The sequence below is a fragment of the Arthrobacter cavernae genome (assembly GCF_017368795.1).
Taxonomy (GTDB): Bacteria; Actinomycetota; Actinomycetes; order Actinomycetales; family Micrococcaceae; genus Arthrobacter; species Arthrobacter cavernae.
In genome coordinates this window covers 22,135-37,860 of sequence record NZ_JAFNLL010000029.1, presented here as the reverse complement: position 1 = coordinate 37,860, position 15,726 = coordinate 22,135, and the positions used below count along the sequence as shown (strand labels likewise).

Annotated in this window: 19 protein-coding genes and 1 tRNA gene; 11 read left to right on the top strand and 9 right to left on the bottom strand. The window is 67.1% G+C overall.

The annotated features are described in order from the left end of the window. Position 1: 1 nt before the first annotated feature. From J1902_RS12590 to J1902_RS12580, 3 genes are read left to right on the top strand one after another with little or no spacing between them, the layout of a single operon-like run. Positions 2-655: a bacterial proteasome activator family protein gene (locus J1902_RS12590; RefSeq protein WP_207616593.1), complete on the top strand. Its 654-nt coding sequence runs from the start codon at positions 2-4 to the stop codon at positions 653-655. An 8-nt stretch (positions 656-663) separates the two neighbouring features. After that, a complete protein-coding gene (locus tag J1902_RS12585; protein WP_207616592.1) occupies positions 664-1,104 on the top strand; it encodes a hypothetical protein in 441 nt (146 codons plus the stop codon). A gap of 28 nt (positions 1,105-1,132) precedes the next feature. Further along, positions 1,133-1,972: an aldo/keto reductase gene (locus tag J1902_RS12580; protein ID WP_207616591.1), complete on the top strand. Its 840-nt coding sequence runs from the start codon at positions 1,133-1,135 to the stop codon at positions 1,970-1,972. 85 nt (positions 1,973-2,057) lie between these two features. Here J1902_RS12580 and J1902_RS12575 read toward each other — a convergent pair whose 3' ends face one another. The 3 genes from J1902_RS12575 to J1902_RS12565 all read right to left on the bottom strand — a co-directional run bounded on the left by J1902_RS12575 (position 2,058) and on the right by J1902_RS12565 (position 3,823). Beyond that, positions 2,058-2,834, bottom strand: a complete 777-nt coding sequence (locus tag J1902_RS12575) for a sulfite exporter TauE/SafE family protein (RefSeq protein ID WP_307794442.1) — start codon at positions 2,832-2,834, stop codon at positions 2,058-2,060. Next, on the bottom strand, positions 2,831-3,427 hold the full coding sequence (locus J1902_RS12570) for a rhodanese-like domain-containing protein (RefSeq protein ID WP_207616590.1): 597 nt from the start codon (positions 3,425-3,427) through the stop codon (positions 2,831-2,833). Before J1902_RS12570 ends, J1902_RS12575 begins: the two co-directional genes overlap by 4 nt. A 138-nt stretch (positions 3,428-3,565) precedes the next feature. Then, entirely contained in the window at positions 3,566-3,823 is a 258-nt protein-coding gene (locus J1902_RS12565; RefSeq protein ID WP_207616589.1) for a metal-sensitive transcriptional regulator, read from the bottom strand. A 141-nt stretch (positions 3,824-3,964) separates the two neighbouring features. On the opposite strand from J1902_RS12565, the gene J1902_RS12560 reads away from it, so the two are divergent. After that, complete coding sequence (locus J1902_RS12560) at positions 3,965-5,371, top strand: MBL fold metallo-hydrolase (RefSeq protein ID WP_207616588.1); 1,407 nt, start codon at positions 3,965-3,967, stop codon at positions 5,369-5,371. 64 nt (positions 5,372-5,435) lie between these two features. Beyond that, positions 5,436-5,777 (top strand): rhodanese-like domain-containing protein, encoded by a 342-nt coding sequence (locus J1902_RS12555; protein WP_207616587.1) that lies wholly within the window; start codon positions 5,436-5,438, stop codon positions 5,775-5,777. A 119-nt stretch (positions 5,778-5,896) separates the two neighbouring features. Here J1902_RS12555 and J1902_RS12550 read toward each other — a convergent pair. Continuing rightward, a tRNA-Thr gene (locus J1902_RS12550) sits at positions 5,897-5,969 on the bottom strand. 235 nt (positions 5,970-6,204) lie between these two features. On the opposite strand from J1902_RS12550, the gene J1902_RS12545 reads away from it, so the two are divergent. The 3 genes from J1902_RS12545 (at position 6,205) to J1902_RS19370 (ending at position 7,930) form a co-directional block, all read left to right on the top strand. Further along, the gene (locus J1902_RS12545; protein ID WP_242701960.1) at positions 6,205-6,909 is read left to right on the top strand and encodes an HAD family hydrolase; all 705 of its coding nucleotides are present in this window, start codon (positions 6,205-6,207) and stop codon (positions 6,907-6,909) included. 180 nt (positions 6,910-7,089) lie between these two features. Next, entirely contained in the window at positions 7,090-7,608 is a 519-nt protein-coding gene (locus tag J1902_RS19375) for a type IV toxin-antitoxin system AbiEi family antitoxin domain-containing protein (RefSeq protein WP_242701959.1), read from the top strand. A gap of 10 nt (positions 7,609-7,618) precedes the next feature. Next, positions 7,619-7,930: an endonuclease domain-containing protein gene (locus J1902_RS19370; protein ID WP_242701958.1), complete on the top strand. Its 312-nt coding sequence runs from the start codon at positions 7,619-7,621 to the stop codon at positions 7,928-7,930. 92 nt (positions 7,931-8,022) lie between these two features. On the opposite strand, the gene J1902_RS12535 is transcribed toward J1902_RS19370, so the two are convergent. The 3 genes from J1902_RS12535 to tmk are packed head-to-tail and all read right to left on the bottom strand — an operon-like array spanning position 8,023 to position 11,446. Next, entirely contained in the window at positions 8,023-9,633 is a 1,611-nt protein-coding gene (locus J1902_RS12535; RefSeq protein ID WP_207616585.1) for an alpha/beta hydrolase, read from the bottom strand. Between the two features lie 8 nt (positions 9,634-9,641). Next, positions 9,642-10,790 carry a DNA polymerase III subunit delta' gene (locus J1902_RS12530; protein WP_207616584.1) on the bottom strand — a complete coding sequence of 383 codons (1,149 nt, stop codon included), beginning with the start codon at positions 10,788-10,790 and terminating at the stop codon, positions 9,642-9,644. Then, entirely contained in the window at positions 10,787-11,446 is a 660-nt protein-coding gene (tmk, locus tag J1902_RS12525; protein WP_207616583.1) for a dTMP kinase, read from the bottom strand. The genes J1902_RS12530 and tmk overlap by 4 nt, the downstream gene beginning before the upstream one ends. Before the next feature lie 73 nt (positions 11,447-11,519). Here tmk and J1902_RS12520 point away from each other — a divergent pair, with 73 nt between their 5' ends. Continuing rightward, positions 11,520-12,704 carry a trans-sulfuration enzyme family protein gene (locus tag J1902_RS12520; protein WP_207616582.1) on the top strand — a complete coding sequence of 395 codons (1,185 nt, stop codon included), beginning with the start codon at positions 11,520-11,522 and terminating at the stop codon, positions 12,702-12,704. Between the two features lie 122 nt (positions 12,705-12,826). Next, positions 12,827-13,168 carry a DUF2516 family protein gene (locus J1902_RS12515; protein ID WP_207616581.1) on the top strand — a complete coding sequence of 114 codons (342 nt, stop codon included), beginning with the start codon at positions 12,827-12,829 and terminating at the stop codon, positions 13,166-13,168. Positions 13,169-13,175: 7 nt separating this feature from the next. On the opposite strand, the gene J1902_RS12510 is transcribed toward J1902_RS12515, so the two are convergent. Then, positions 13,176-13,997, bottom strand: a complete 822-nt coding sequence (locus J1902_RS12510; RefSeq protein WP_207616580.1) for a class I SAM-dependent methyltransferase — start codon at positions 13,995-13,997, stop codon at positions 13,176-13,178. Positions 13,998-14,088: 91 nt separating this feature from the next. Here J1902_RS12510 and J1902_RS12505 point away from each other — a divergent pair, with 91 nt between their 5' ends. Further along, positions 14,089-14,835 carry a phosphoglyceromutase gene (locus tag J1902_RS12505; RefSeq protein WP_207616579.1) on the top strand — a complete coding sequence of 249 codons (747 nt, stop codon included), beginning with the start codon at positions 14,089-14,091 and terminating at the stop codon, positions 14,833-14,835. A gap of 83 nt (positions 14,836-14,918) precedes the next feature. Here the strand turns inward: J1902_RS12505 and phoU are convergent, their stop codons facing one another. Further along, positions 14,919-15,572, bottom strand: coding sequence for a phosphate signaling complex protein PhoU (gene phoU, locus J1902_RS12500; RefSeq protein ID WP_207616578.1), 654 nt, complete (start codon positions 15,570-15,572; stop codon positions 14,919-14,921). Between the last annotated feature and the right edge of the window lie 154 nt (positions 15,573-15,726).

The window sequence follows — 15,726 nt, the reverse complement described above, 5'->3', positions numbered from 1 at the left end:
CATGAGCGATCTGAGCGGCATTCAGTCCACGGATGAAACTTCGGACGACATCCCCGTGGAAGGCACCACCCTGGACGACGGTGTGCAGACACCCCAGGAGCAGGAGGCTGCCCGGGACGTCGAGGGCAAGGCCGCCAAAGCGAAGACGGGCAGCGTCCAGGACCTCGTGGACGAGCCTGCCAAGGTGATGCGGATCGGCACCATGATCCGCCAGCTGCTGGAGGAAGTGAAGAGCGCGCCTTTGGATGAGGCTGCGCGGGGCCGGCTCGCGGAGATCCACGAGCGGTCCATCAAGGAGCTCGAAGAGGGCCTCTCACAGGAGCTCATCGATGAGCTGGAGCGCATCAGCCTGCCGTTCCCTGAAGGCAAGGCACCCTCCGAGGCTGAACTTCGCATTGCCCAAGCCCAGCTGGTCGGCTGGCTTGAGGGCCTGTTCCACGGCATCCAGGCGACCATAGCCGCACAGCAGGCGGCGCGCGAGCATGTCGTCGCCCAGATGCAACTCCGCCAGCTCCCACCCGGCACCGTGATCGCCCCCGGCGTCGTCATCGGTGCAAATGGTGAGCCGCAGCGTGCTCCTGCGCCCGAAAAGGCGGGCGCAGCCCAGCCTTCGCACGCCGAGGACCCGGACCACGGTCCCGGCCAGTACCTCTAAGGGCAGGTTTGGGTTTCTTCGGGACCGTCCGGCAAGGGCGGAAGGACGATATTGAACTGGGCAAGGGGCTGTGGCGCCGCGCCCATGACCGCTTCCACCGCGGCCTGGACCGGTACCACCAGGTCCTGGAGGGCGTGGACGACGAGCAGCTGTACAACGAGCTCGTGGAGATCGCCAATGAGCTGGCCGAATTGTCTCCTCGCGTGAGGGCCATCTGCGTGGAAGCGCAGAAGACCTCGCCCAGCGACGGCCTGGACATTCCGGGTCCGCTGGCCGGCGTCCACCGGGCGCTGTCCAAGGCCGGGAACTCGCTGGCCACCACGGCGGAAGCAGCGGCCATGCTCCGGCTTGCCGTCGGGCCTGTGCCTGTCGGTGCCATCTCGGTGCGCCGGCGTGCGGAACATGTGTTTGAACAGATCGCCGACGCCGAGCGGCAGCTCCACGTCTGAGCATGCCGCGGCTGGCAGGATGGTTGTCATGACTACGTCACCAAACCTGACCTTTAACGACGGCAACACCATTCCCCAGCTCGGCTACGGGGTGTGGCAAGTCGAAGACGGTGTAGCTGAAAAGGTGGTCCGCCAGGCATTCGACGCCGGCTTCCGCCACATCGATACCGCAAAGATCTACGGCAACGAGGCAGGTGTGGGCCGTGCCATCGCGTCTTCCGGCCTCTCGCCCGAGGAACTCTTCATCACCACCAAGCTGTGGAATGCCGACCAGGGCTACGAATCCACCCTGGCAGCCTTCGAAACCTCCTTGGACCGGCTGGGCCTGGTGTCCCTGGATCTCTATCTCATCCACTGGCTGCAGCCCCAGCAGGACAAGTACGTGGACACGTGGAAGGCCCTGGTCGAACTCCAGAAGCGTGGGCGCGTCAAATCCATCGGCGTCTCCAACTTCACCAAGGAAGGCCTGCAGCGCATCATTGACGAGACCGGCGTGGTTCCGGCCATCAACCAGGTGGAGCTGCACCCCTTCTTCAACCAGGCCGAGCTGCGCGCGTTCAATGTCTCCAAGGGCATCCTGACGCAGGCCTGGTCCCCGCTGGGCCAGGGCGGCGAGCTCCTGGAGGACGCCACCGTGGCCGGGATCGCGGCCAAGCACAACGCCACCCCGGCCCAAGTGGTCATCGCCTGGCACCTGGCCATCGGCAATGTGGTGATCCCCAAGTCCGTCACCGAATCCCGCATCCAAGAGAACTTCGCGGCTTTGGGCGTCACCCTTGACGCCGCCGACGTCGAGGCCATCAACGGCCTGGACCGCGGCGCCGAGGGCCGCATCGGCCCGGACCCGGCGGTCTCCGACTTCGCCTGATCCCGCCGTCGGCATCCAAACGCTGGCTGGAACGCAGAAATCCCCGCACTCGAGGAGTGCGGGGATTTCTTTTTCGAGCTTCCTATCAGGTGCCGCCTTGCCCCAGGGTTGCCTGGACGGCAACGAACACGGCGATGAGCAGGACGAGGACGGCGAAGCCTTTTTTCAGGACGGTCCCGGGGAGGTTCCGTCCGATCCGTGCTGAGAGCAGGGATGCGACCATGGCGGCCGCGACGAACGCTGCGGTCACGCCCCAGTCCAGGTCGAGGTTCTGCAGGTGGGAAGCGAAGCCGGCCAGGGAATTTACCACGATGATGACCAGAGAGGTGCCGACTGCTGCGGCCATCGGCAGGCCAAGGACGATCGCGAGGGCGGGAACGATCAGGAATCCTCCGCCGACGCCAAGCAGTCCGGTGAGGAATCCGACGATGGCGCCGGTTGCGACGGCTTTGGGGAGGCATCGGTGCCAGTTGATCCTGCCCGAGGGCAGGGCGCAGGCACCGCCGGTTCTGTCGTTGTCGGAGAACATGCGGATGCCGGCAACGACCATGATCAGCGCGAAGGCCATCAGCAGGATGTCCGGGTCCAGGCGCTTGTTCACTGCGGCGCCCGCGTAGACCGTGGCGATGCCGGCGCTGCCGATGATGCCGGCAAGGCGCCAGTTGACACCGCTCTTGAGGCGGGGGAGGACGGCCACGGCCGAGGACGTGCCGACGACGATGAGGGAACTGGGAATGGCCGCCGACAGGGGCATGCCGATCCCGTAGACGAGGGCGGGGACGGCCAGGATCGACCCGCCCCCGCCGACGATCCCCAGCAGCGCGCCGACGATGGCGCCGAGGCCGAGCGCTGGGGCGATCACGAAGCGACGGGGAGCTGCTCCAGGGCCTGGCGGGCCGTGGGCTCGGGCCTGCGCCGGTTCCAGGGCATTTTCAGCAGCACTGCTCCCATTGCGCAACTGTTGGTGGCGGCCGAGAACGTCAGTCCTGCGCCGATGCCTCCTGCGACCAGGCGCAGCTTCGGGGAGAGAAACCGGCCACCGGCAATTCCTGCCAGCACGAGAGTTCCGGCGGCCATCCGCACTTGCCGCTCCAGCGCCCACGCGTTGCGGCCGCGCACGACATCGCCGCCCGCTGCGGCAAAGGCCGGTACTCCGCCCTCCAGCACGGCTGCGCCTTCGAGCCCGCAACTGCCCAGCAGCTCCCGGGCCTGCCCGGCCCTGATGCCGGACTGGCAGACAAGGACGACTTTGGGCCCGAACCGGTCAGCGAAGTCCTGTGCATGCTCGCCCAGCAGCGGCAGAGGCACATGGTAGGACCCGCGGATGTGCAGGGCTTCGAACTCCGCGCTGCTGCGCACGTCAATGACCAGCAGGTCATCGTGTTCCAGGATCCGATTCTTGAGGGTTTCGGCTTCGATCGCCAAGGGTGTGGTCGGCTCGGTGGTGGTTCTCATGCTGTGCTCCGGGGTTGTGATGTGGTCGGTGCCGACGGCGCGCCCTGTTGCGGGCAGCCGTCATCGCGGCGGGAGGTGGTGTCATGCTCGGGTCCGGGCCGGACGGTCCCTGCCCGGTGTTGCCAGGGCAGGGAAGGTTCAGGCCAGGGAGAGGAAGAGCTTTTCGAGCTCGGCCTTGTCCATGCTCGGGTCGTCCTGCTGCATGCACTGCTGCAGGCCGGTGGCGATGATCGCGAATCCGGCTTTGTCCAGGGCGCTGGACACTGCGGCGAGCTGAGTCACGACAGCCTTGCAGTCCCGGCCTTCCTCGATCATCCGGGTGACGGCCGTGAGCTGGCCCTGGGCCCGGCGCAGACGGTTGATGACCGATTTCATATCGGCGGGGTCGAGTTCCATGATTCCTCCGCGGCTCGTCTCATTGACTGCTTCCAATTATATACCCCCACGGGTATCTTGAATACCCCAGGGGGTATGTGTAGCATGGGTGGTACGCCCGGCCGGTTGAACCGGTGGATGACGTTATCCAGGAGGATTCCCATGCTTATTAAGCAGTACTACATCGACTGCCTCTCTCACGGTTCGTATCTGATTGGGGATGAAACGACGGGAAGGGCCGTGGTTGTTGATCCCCGCCGTGACATCGGAGGGTACCTTGCCGACGCGGCGTCCAGCGGCCTGAGCATCGAGGGCGTCATCAATACCCATTTCCACGCCGACTTCATCGCCGGTCATTTGGAACTGGCTGAGGCTACGGGGGCGTGGATCGGATACGGCCGCAGGGCCGAAGCTGAATACGACGTCCGTGCGCTCTCGCACGGGGAGAGGATTTCCCTCGGTTCCGTGGAACTGGAGATCCTGGAAACCCCCGGGCACACGTGGGAGTCCATCTCAGTGCTGGTGCGCGAGCGGCCAGGGGGCGCTGTCCCGCATGCCGTCCTGACCGGCGATGCGTTGTTCGTTGGCGATGTCGGACGGCCTGATCTTGCCGCGGCCGTGGGCGCCGATTCCGTCGAACTGGCCCGGGCCCTGTACCGCTCCATCCACGAGATACTGATGGTGCTACCGGGAGAGGTGCGCCTGATGCCTGCCCACGGCGCCGGCTCGGCCTGCGGCAAGAACCTCTCGGAAGACCTTGAATCCACCATTGGTGCGCAACGGTTCATGAATCCCTCGGTCCAGCCGATGTCCGAGGAAGACTTCGTGCAGATGATTACCACCGGGCAGCCCTCGATTCCCCGGTACTTCGCCACGGATGCCGTGCTGAACCGGAAAAACCGTGCCCTGATGGACTCGCCCAGCCCGGCCGTCCTGGGTGCGGCCGCCGTTAGGGAGCTGGTCGCTGCCGGAGCGAAAATCCTCGATACCCGCAGCCCGGAAGCCTTCGCATCCGGGCACCTGGAGCAGTCCCTGAACGTCGGCATCGACGGCCGGTTCGCGGAAACCGCGGGCATGGTCCTGGACGTCGACGAGGAGATCATCATCGTCGCCGAACCGGGGCGCGAGCGGGAGGCAGCGCTGCGGCTGGGGCGCATCGGCTACGACAGGGTTGCAGGCTACCTGAACGTCTCACATGACGCGTTCGCCGTGCTTGCACCCACGCAGACCGGGCGCAGGATCAAGGCAGAAGACCTCGAAGCCACGGCAGGAGATGAGAACGCGATCATCCTCGATGTCCGCAATCAGGGCGAGCGGGACGATGGATCCGTCCCCGGATCCATCCATATCCCCCTGGCCGAAATCGGCCGCCGCCACGCCGAACTGCCCGACGACCGGCCCGTGATCGTCCACTGCGCCGGCGGCTGGCGCTCCAGCGTCGCAGCCAGCGTCCTGCGCGAACGCGGCCACGCCCGCGTCAGTGACATGCTCGGCGGGTACACCGCCTGGGCCGCACTGAACACCCCCGCCACTGTCGGAAATGCTGAAGGAGAGAAGGAGAAGCGCTGACCACCGCCGGATTCACCGCCGACACAATGTCCGGCGTTCCCCACCCTGACAGAAAGGCCCCGCTGTGGGACTGCTCAACTCCCTGAAGTCAATGTTCGCCAAGCCCTACAAAACCATCGGTGTCATCGAGGCAAAAGCCTTGATGAGCTCCGGAGCAACACTCATCGATGTCCGCACAACCCAGGAATGGCGCAGCGGCCACCCCCACCAGGCAAAACACATCCCACTGGATCGGCTGCAGTCCAACACCGCCGGCATCCCGCAAGCGCGCCCCGTGATCGCCATCTGCCAGTCCGGGATCCGATCGGCCTCAGCGGCACGCACACTCGCCGGCAAAGGCTACGACGCATACTCCATCCGTGGAGGCATGGGCGCCTGGCGCGCAGCCGGAGCACCCGTCCGCTGAGCGGGCCCCGGCGCAGCATGGCCACTGCCAAGCGGCTCCAAGGCCTGAGTGCCAGCATCCTGGATGCTGGGGCTAGACGACGAAAGGCCCTCGCCGGCGGCGAGGACCTTTCTGATCTGAGCTTCCTATCAGAATCGAACTGATGACCTTTTCATTACGAGTGAAACGCTCTACCGACTGAGCTAAGGAAGCACCGCGCATTTCGACCGAACCGGCTGAATCACGCAAGACATAACTGTAATAGAGTCACGGCGCCCGGGTCAAAACGGCGGGAGGCCCGACGCCGGGACAGCCGTTGCGGCGATGTTCACCGGAGCGTCGGGGCCGGTTCAGCCGGCCGTTTCCCGGCGGGCGGATGCTGGGAAATCTACCGTGGCCGAGTGCAGGCGGCCACCCCCGAGCGAAGGGCTGCGCGATGACGACGGACATGGACAAGACACCCAAGAGGCTGTCACTCGCCGTTCTGGACATGGTGGGCACAACCATCACGGACGACGGCCGCACCGAGCGGGCCATGTCCCGCGCCCTTGTCGAGCACGGCGTGGAGCCCGGAACCAGCCGTTTCGAGAGCATGCTCGGCTACGCCCGGGACACCATGGGCTATTCCAAGATGGAAGTTTTCGGCCACCTGTTCGACGATCCTGCCGTCGCCGAGCGCGCCAACAAGGTCTTCGAGCTCGCCTACGACGAACTGATCTCCGACGGCGGTGTCCGTGCCATCCCCGGCGCCGAGGACGCGATTGCCTGGATGCGGGACGCCGGCATGAAGGTCTGCCTGGCCACCGGATTCGGCCGGCACACCCAGAACATGGTGCTCGAATCCCTGGGCTGGATGGGGCTTGCGGACCTGAGCCTGTGCCCCGCCGACGCCGGACGCGGCCGCCCCTACCCGGACATGGTGCTGACGGCGGTCCTGGCGCTGGACCTCGACGACGTGCGGGAGGTCGCCGTCGTGGGCGACACCGGCTCCGACATGCTCACCGGTGTCCGTTCCGGCGCCTCCGTCATCGCGGGCGTCCTCACCGGATCACACTCGGAGGCGACCCTGCGCGCCGCCGGTGCCACCGCCGTCGTCGATTCCATCAAGGAACTCCCGACCCTGCTGGAGAAGCGCGCCGCCTGGCAGCTCTGAGCTGCCGCCAGTTCCGACCACCTTTGCCGGCGGGCACTGCCCCCTGCCCCCGGAATGGCGCGGCTGGGCAGATGTAGGCGCCCGCAAAGGTGGTCAGTTGTTGAGCCCCGCAAGCGCGGAGTTATCCACATAGGCACCCCCACGGCAGCGGCAGAGCATGCCGGTGGGCAGTCTGGTCCCATGGACCTCGCAACAGCCCTTCGCAGCCGCGGCGGCACGGCCCGCCGTCGGGACCTCCTCAAGGCCGGCGTCAGCGCGTGGACGCTGCGGAGGGCTGTGGAACGCGGTGAGGTGGATGCGCCCGCCCGTGGTGTCCTTGCCCTGCCGCAGGCCTCGGCGGCGCTGACCGAGGCCTATCGCCACGGCGGCATCATCGCCTGCGTCTCCGCGGCGCCGTTCCACCGGCTCTGGCAGCTGCACGACGTCCCGGAATTCCACCTCGCCTGCGGCAACGGCCTGGAACGCCCGGGCGTGGTGCTCCACCGTTCCCTGTCCCGGCCACCGCTCAGCGGCTTGCCGGTCGCCGCGCTGGCCGACGTCCTGCTCCATGCGCTGCGCTGCCGGCCCGCCGCGGAATCCCTGGTGATGGTGCAGTGCGCCGTGGTCCGCGGCGAACTCGACCGTGGACTACCTCCGGCGGCGGCTGCCGGGGAACAGGAACGGGCGGGCGCGCGCAGTCCTGGACTTCGTCGGCCCTAAAGCAGACTCGTTGCTGGAGCCCTTGGCGGCCATGCATTTCCGCCAGGCCGGCATCCGCTTCGTGCAGCATGTCGACGTCGCAGGCGTCGGAGAGGTGGACTTTGTGGTGGAGGGCTTCCTGATCGTGGAGCTCGACGGCGGGACGCACTTCGAGAAGCCCGCCATCAAGAGGGACCGACGGCGGGACAGCACCTCCGTCGCCGGCGGCTACTCGGTCCTGAGGTACTTCTACGAGGACGTGGTCCACCACCCGGAGCGCATGGTGGCCGAGGTGGGGGAGGCTATCCGGGCACACAGGGCCGGGTACCGGCTCAACAAATGACCACTATTGGGCGGCGTGCCCTCTGGAATCCGCGGGCCCTGGCAAAATCCAAGGTCAAAAGTGGTCAGATGTTGCGGCGCCCCTAAGCAAAATTAGCAGCTGAGCCCGTCCTGGGGCAGCTTGCCGTCCACGAAGTAGCCATCCACCGCGTTGGACACGCAGCTGTTGGAGCGGCCATAGGCGGTGTGGCCCTCGCCCTTCCAGGTGAGCAGGGACGCGTTGCCGAGCTGCCGGCGCAAAGACTCCGCCCATTCCAGCGGCGTGGCGGGGTCGCCCGTGGTGCCGATGACCACGATCGGGGCCTCGCCCTTGTACTGCACGGGACCCGGGGCGCGGGTGTTCTTGTAGGGCCATTCCTTGCAGTTGGTGCCCCCGTAAGCGAAGAAGTAGCCAAGCGTGGGGGAGTCCACCATCAAGCGTGCAGCCTCGGCCCGCATACCTGCGGTGTCGGTGACCATCGGGTAGTCGAGGCAGTTGATGGCGTTGAACGCGAAGGTGGAGTTTGAGCTGTAGGTGCCGTTCGCCTCGCGGTCCGCGGCGAGGTCGGCGATCCGCAGCATCGGTGAGACGTCGCCGCTCAGGGCCGCATCCAGGGCCTGGGTCAGTGCGGGCCAGCTGGCGTTGTCGTACAGCGGGGTGATGAAGCCGTTGACGAAGGCAGGGCCCGTCACCAGGCGGCCGTCGTTGGCCGTCTTCGGGGTGTCGTTGACCGAGGTGATGAGGTCCCGGATCTCCTGGACTCCCTGGTTCACGGTGCCCCGCAGCGGGCAGGAATCCTGCGAGAGGCAGTCGGCCACGTAGCTGTGGATGGCCTTCTCGAATGCCTTGGCCTGGCCAGAGGTGAGGTCCTCGTTGCTGATGGAAGGATCCACCGCTCCGTCCAGCACCAGGCGCCCGACATTGTCTGGGAACAGCGAGGCGTAGGTGGAGCCCAGGAAGGTGCCGTAGGAGTAGCCCAGGTAGTTCAGCTTGGCATCGTTCATCACAGCCCGGAGGATGTCCAGGTCCCTCGCCGCGCTGACGGTGTCAATGTGGCCCAGGATGGGGCCGGTCTTTTCCACGCACTGCTCGAAGATGGCCTTGTTGTCCGCGAGGGCGGCCTCAAGCCCCGCGTCGCTTTCGAGCTGGTAGACCTTCTGCCGGGAGACGTCGCGTTCGGCGTCGCTCTGGCAGGAGACGGGGGCCGAACGCTTGACGCCGCGGGGGTCGAAGCCCACCAGATCGAACGCGGAACGCAGCTTGTCCGTGAAGTGCGTGCGGCCGGCGTTCTTCACGAAGTCGACGCCGGAACCGCCCGGGCCTCCGGGGTTGACCAGGAGGGAGCCTTGCTTGGTGCCCCTGCTTGGCAGCTTGATCGCCGCGAGGGCGATGTGCCCGGACGCCGGGTTCGCGTAGTCCAGGGGGACGCGAACGTTGCCGCATTGGAAGCCGCTTTCGCAGGAGGTCCAGTCAAGCTGCTGGGAATAGAACTCCTCCAGGCCTTCCGGGGCGCTCGCCGCGATCGAGGGATCCACCGTCCCCTGGCTTGCAGCCGGGGCTGGCAGGGGGAACGGGAAGCTGCAGCCGCCCAGCACCAGGGCCGTGGCCAGGGCGCCCGCGATGGCAAGGAGTCCGCGGCGCGCACCCGCACCATGGGCCGTCCGGGGCTGGCGGGACCGGTCCCGTGAAGGGGTACCGGCAGGCCGGCGTCGGGCGGACTTCATGGGTTCTCCTATTGCTGGATGAGGCTGGTGGCCATGGACTCGACCGCCAGAAGCGGTGCCACGTTGGTGGTGGTGATCCGTACCCGGGCCTTGTTGATGGCGTCCATCCGGGCCAGGGTGGTTTCCGGCGTCGAGCGGCCAGCGTATTCCTCCAGTTCGCTCCTGAGTTCAACGTTGACCAGTTCCACGGAGTTCCCCAGCTGGATGATCAGCACATCGCGGTAGAAGGACAGCAGGTCCGTCAACGTCCTGTCGAGGGAGTCCGTGATGGACCGCTTGGCGCGGCGTTTCTGGTCTTCCTCGAGCTGCTTGACCTGGCTGCGCATCGACGGCGGCAGGGTCCCGGATTCGGGCGCGCCCAGGCTGGCCAGCAGGGCGATCTTCTCGGCGGCGTCGCGCTCGTCGTTGGAGCTGTTTGCCTCGTCCGTGGCGATCTTGACGAGTTTCTCGGCCATCATCACGGCGGCCGTGACGCCGCGCAGCGTCAGCGGGAAGCGGACGGTTTCCAGCCGGCGTTCGCGGGCCTCGGGGTCGCGGGCCAGCCGGCGGGCAATGCCGATGTGGCTCTGCGCCGCACGGGCGGCGCGGTCCGCGAGCTGGGGGTCGACGCCGTCGCGCCTCACCAGGAGGGCCGCGACGTCGGCGGCCGGCGGAAGCCGCAGGCTCACGGGGCGGCAGCGCGAACGGATGGTGACAAGGACATCCGCGGGGGAGGGGGCGCACAGCATCCAGATGGTGCGCGGGGTGGGTTCCTCGATGGCCTTGAGGAGGACGTTGGTGGTGCGCTCGGCCATCCGGTCGGCGTCTTCCACCACGATGATCCGCCAGCGCCCGGTGGCCGGACGGTCCCCGGCCTTGGAGACGAGCTCGCGGGCCTCTTGAATGGTGATGGTGACCTTCTCGGTGCGCACGAACGTCACGTCCGAGTGCGTTTCACCCAGGATGGTGCGGCAGGCGGCGCACTCGCCGCAGCCCCGCAGCGCCACCTCGTCCTGATCGCAGTTCAGCGCAGCGGCGAACGCCTTGGCAGCGTTGGAGCGGCCGGACCCGGGCGGGCCGGTGAACAGCCACGCATGGGTGAGGCCCTCGCCCTGCGCCGCCTGCTTCAACTGCGCGACGACGGGCCCCTGGCCCTGGAGGTCATCCCAAACTGTCACGGGCGCTCGCCCACAAGCCGCTCAGCCAGCAGCGACTGGACCCGCTCAAGGATCCGTGCGGCGAGCTCGTCGATGGGGCTCTTGGCTGGCAGCACCAGGTAGGCAGTGGGCCGCGCCTCGGCCAAGGCAAGGAAGGCGGCACGGATCCTGGCGTGGAAAGCATCGGGCTCGGACTCCAGGCGGTCCTCGGCGGCGTCACCGGCGGTGCGGCGTTCGCGCCCCTGCAGGGGGTCGACGTCGAGCAGTACCGTCAGGTCCGGCAGCAGGCCTTCGGTGGCCCATTCGTTGAGGGTACGGACGCCGTCGGTGCCAAGGTCGCGGCCCGCACCCTGGTAGGCCACGGAGGAATCGATGTAGCGGTCCGTGATGACCACTTTTCCCTCGGCGAGGGCGGGCCGGATAATCTGGCTGGCGTGCGCTGCACGGGAGGCGGCAAACATGAGGGCCTCGGTGCGGGCGTCGATGGTGCCGTGCCCGTGGTCCAGCACCAGGGAGCGCAGTTTCTCGCCGATGGGCGTGCCGCCGGGTTCGCGCGTGCGCAGCACGGACAGCCCCAGGGACTCAAGGGCCGCGGCGAGCTGGGCGGCCTGGGTGGACTTGCCCGCTCCGTCCCCGCCCTCGAAGGCGATGAAAAGTCCTGGGCTCTGAATACTCACTTGTCTAGCCTACCGATCGCCGGGCCGCGTCATGGCTTTCATCCACAGGCTTGCCCGCGACTACCCTGAAACCATGAGCCTTTCCGAAGAGCACGCCGCAGCCCTGTCCCCGGAAACCGTGGTGGTGGCCGCAGGCCGCCCCGAGCGCAGCCACGACGAACCGGTCAACCCGCCCATCGTCCTGTCCTCCACCTACTTCGGCACCGGTTCGCTGGGCGACGGCGACCGCGGCTACGGGCGCTATGCCAACCCCACCTGGGACCCCTTCGAGGAAGCCCTGGCCCAGCTCGAAGGCGCCACATTGCCGGGCCTGCTCTACGCCTCCGGCCTCGCCGCCGTGAGCTCGGCACTGTCCCTGGTCCCGGCCGGCGGTGTGGTGGTCATGCCGTCCCACAGCTACGCGGGATCGCTGGTGATGGCCACGGAGCTTGCTGAGAAGGGCTTTTTGGAACTGCGGACCGTTGACATCGCGGACACCGACGCCGTCAAGGCCCAGCTTGTCCCCGCCTCCGGCAAGGCCGCTGACCTGCTCTGGCTTGAGAGCCCCACCAACCCGATGCTCGGGATTGCCGACGTCCGGGCACTGACGGAAGCCGCCCACGCGGCCGGCGCCATCGTGGTCACGGACAACACCTTCTCCACACCGCTCGTGCAGCAGCCCCTGGCCCTGGGCTCCGACGTCGTGCTCCACTCGGTGACAAAATACCTGGCCGGCCACTCCGACGTTGTACTCGGCGCACTGGTGACCTCCAACCCGGAACTGCGCGCCACGCTGCTGCACCACCGCACCATCCACGGCGGCATCGCGGGCCCCTTCGAAGCCTGGCTGGCCTTGCGAGGCCTGCGCACGCTGGCCCTGCGGATCGAGCGCTCGCAGGCCTCGGCCGCCACGCTCGCCGGGCGGCTCAGCACCCACCCGCGCGTCGAGACCATTCGTTTCCCGGGCCTGCCCAGCGACCCCGGCCACGAGCGCGCCAAGGCCCAGATGAAGGGCTTCGGCTCCGTCCTCTGCATCCAGGTGGCCGGCGACGAAGCCCGCAGCGGCGCCGACGCCGCTGACGCCCTGGTCCGCGCCCTGCAGCTGTGGCTCCCCGCCACCTCGCTCGGCGGCGTCGAGTCCCTCATTGAACGCCGACGCCGGCACACGGCCGAGCCGCTCAGCGTCCCGGACAACCTGGTCCGCCTCAGCGTCGGAATTGAGAACGTCGAGGACCTTTGGTCCGATCTGGAACAAGCGCTGAAGTCCCTGGACAGTTAGCGCCTACCTTGCTCCCCAAGCTCGCTGCGGTCGGCTGGGGGCCCTCGCATGGGCCCACGATGCAGGGTTCCCTGACCGAAGCGTAGCGAGGTTAGGGGGCATTGGGGGCTAGGCTTGGGGACGTGGACGGAAAACTTTTGATCGGCTATGTGACCAGCGGGATCTACTTCATCTTGGCGCTCGTCGCTGTTTCGCTTGAGCTGTGGGCGCTGGTGGACTGCCTCCGTCACAAGCCGAGCCTGTTCGTGGCCGCGTCCAAGCGCACCAAGACGTTCTGGCTCGCCTTGACCGGTATCGGCTTCCTCGTCGGTGCGCTGACCCTGGTGACCGGCGGCAGCAGCCTTGGCCTCTTCGGCATCGCCGCCGTGACGGCGTCGTGCGTGTACCTCGCCGATGTCCGTCCCGCGGTGCGCGAGGCCGGAAGCGGCGGCGGCCGCAACGTGGGACCCTACGGCCCCTGGTGACGTCCGCCTAAAGCGGCGCCACCGCATCCCAGGCCACGCTAACTTCACCCAGGCGCCACCGCGACGGCCCCTCCTGAAGGGGCCAGCCGGCGTCGCGCAGTGAATGGCACATGCCGGTCCAGCGCTGCCGCTTGCCGAACGACGCCAGTGGCGCGGCCTCAAGCCAGGCCTTGTCCATGGCCTGCAGAAAGGCGTGGATCCGCTCACCGGGCACATTGCGGTGGATGAGCGCCTTGGGCAGCCGCTCGGCCACCTCCGAGGGCAGCTCGAAACTGCCGAAGCGCACCGAGAGGCTCAGGCTCAGGGGGCCGTCGGGATCAAGGGCCACCCAGGTGACCCTGCGGCCGATCTCGTCGCAGGTGCCGTCAATGAACAGCCCGCCCGGAGCCAGCCGCGACTGCACCAGGCCCCAGATCCCTGCCACGTCCGCCTCCTCGTACTGCCGCAGCACGTTGAAAGCCCGCACCAGCACGGGATTGCCGGGAACCGGCACTTCGAAGCCGCCCACATGGAAACTCAGGCCGGGGCGTTCCAGCGCCTTGGCGGTCCGCACGCGTTCAGGCTCGATCTCGATCCCGCACACGCGGACATCCGGGCGGACGGCCTGCAGCCGTTCAAAAAGCTCGACGGCGGTGGCCGGCGAGGCGCCGTAGCCCAGGTCCACCACCAAGGGGTCGACGACGGTGCGCAGCCGCCACGCCTGCGGGCCGGCGAGCCAGCGGTCCAGGCGGCGCATGCGGTTCGGATTGGTGGTGCCGCGGGTGATGTTGCCGACCGGCTTGCCGCTCCGGCTCCGAGGGGCGCTCACGCGTTCTGCTTTTTGGACCACCGACCCACTGTATCTTCCGGCGTCTTCCGACCCCGCGTTGTGAAACGTAACGCCCGGCAGGGCCCTCGGCGGATCAATTAGGATGAAAACCATGACTTACAAGCTGATTCTGCTGCGCCACGGCCACAGCGACTGGAACGCCAAGAACCTCTTCACCGGCTGGGTGGACGTTGACCTGAACGACCAAGGCCGTGAGGAAGCAGCCCGCGGCGGTGAGCTCCTGGTTGAGAACAACGTTCTCCCGGACGTCCTCTACACCTCGCTCCTCAAGCGCGCCATCAACACGGCGAACATCTCCCTGGACAAGGCCGACCGCGGCTGGATTCCCGTCAAGCGCGACTGGCGCCTCAACGAGCGCCACTACGGCGCCCTGCAGGGCAAGGACAAGGCCCAGACCCTGGCCGAGTTCGGCGAAGAGCAGTTCATGGAATGGCGCCGCAGCTACGACACCCCGCCGCCCGTCCTCTCGGACGACAGCGAGTTCTCCCAGGTGGGCGACCCCCGCTACGCCGGCCTCGGCGACGCCCTGCCCCGTACCGAATGCCTCAAGGACGTCCTGGTCCGTCTGCTGCCGTACTGGGAATCGGACATCAAGGAAGACCTCAAGGCCGGCAAGACGGTCCTGGTCACCGCCCACGGCAACTCCCTGCGTGCCCTCGTCAAGCACCTGGACGGCATCAGCGACGAAGACATCACCGGCCTGAACATCCCCACGGGCATCCCGCTGGTGTATGAACTGGACGAGGACTTCCAGCCGCTCACCCCGGGCGGCACCTACCTCGACCCCGAGGCCGCAGCCGAGTCCATCAAGGCCGTAGCAGCCCAGGGCAAGAAGTAAGGCTCCGCGCTTCTTCCCCAAGAGTTAACGACGCCGGTCGCCCACCTTTCAGGTGAGCGGCCGGCTTCGTCGTTAATGCAGTTCTAGAAGCCTTCGGGCTGCCATTCACCCGTCACGAGGTACGTGACCTTGCGGGCCACGGACACGCCGTGGTCGGCGAAGCGCTCGAAGTAGCGGCTGGCCAGGGCCACATCCACGGTGGTGGAAGCAGTCTCGTTCCAGTCAGGCGACGCGATGGCCTTGAACACGCTCAGGTGCAGGTCATCGACGGCGCTGTTCGTCTTGAGGATCTCCCGGGCAACGTTTAGGTCCCGGGTTTCGAGAAGCTGGGTGACCTGGTGGGTGATCTGGAGGTCGTGCCGGGCCATGGCCTTGAACGTTTCCGTCAGCGAGGAGGGAATGACGGTGGCGGGGTAGCGCAGGCGGGCCAGCTGGGCCACATGCCGGGCGAGATCGCCCATGCGCTCCAGGGAAGCGCTCATGCGCAGTGATCCGACGATCATGCGCAGGTCGCTGGCCACGGGGCCCTGCAGCGCCAGGATATCGATGGCGCGCTCGTCCAGGCCGTTCTGCAGGAAGTCGATCCGGGCATCGGCCGCTATGACATCCTGGGCAAGATCAATGTCGGCGCCTTCGAAGGCCGTGGTGGCTTTCTCGATTGCTTCGCTGACCAGCTTGGAGATCTCGATGAGGTCGTCACCCACTTGGGTGAGCTCCTCCTGAAAAACCTTGCGCACTGAGGCGTCCTTTCCTTGGAAATCCTGTTCCCGCTGCGGGCGGCGGATTTCAAACCAATGTGCAGTCCAACTTGTAACAGTGACAGGGGTCCGTGAACTGTTGCGCATCTTTAGATGAACGTTAGTTGAACCGCCGGCGTTTGGCTTCAGATCA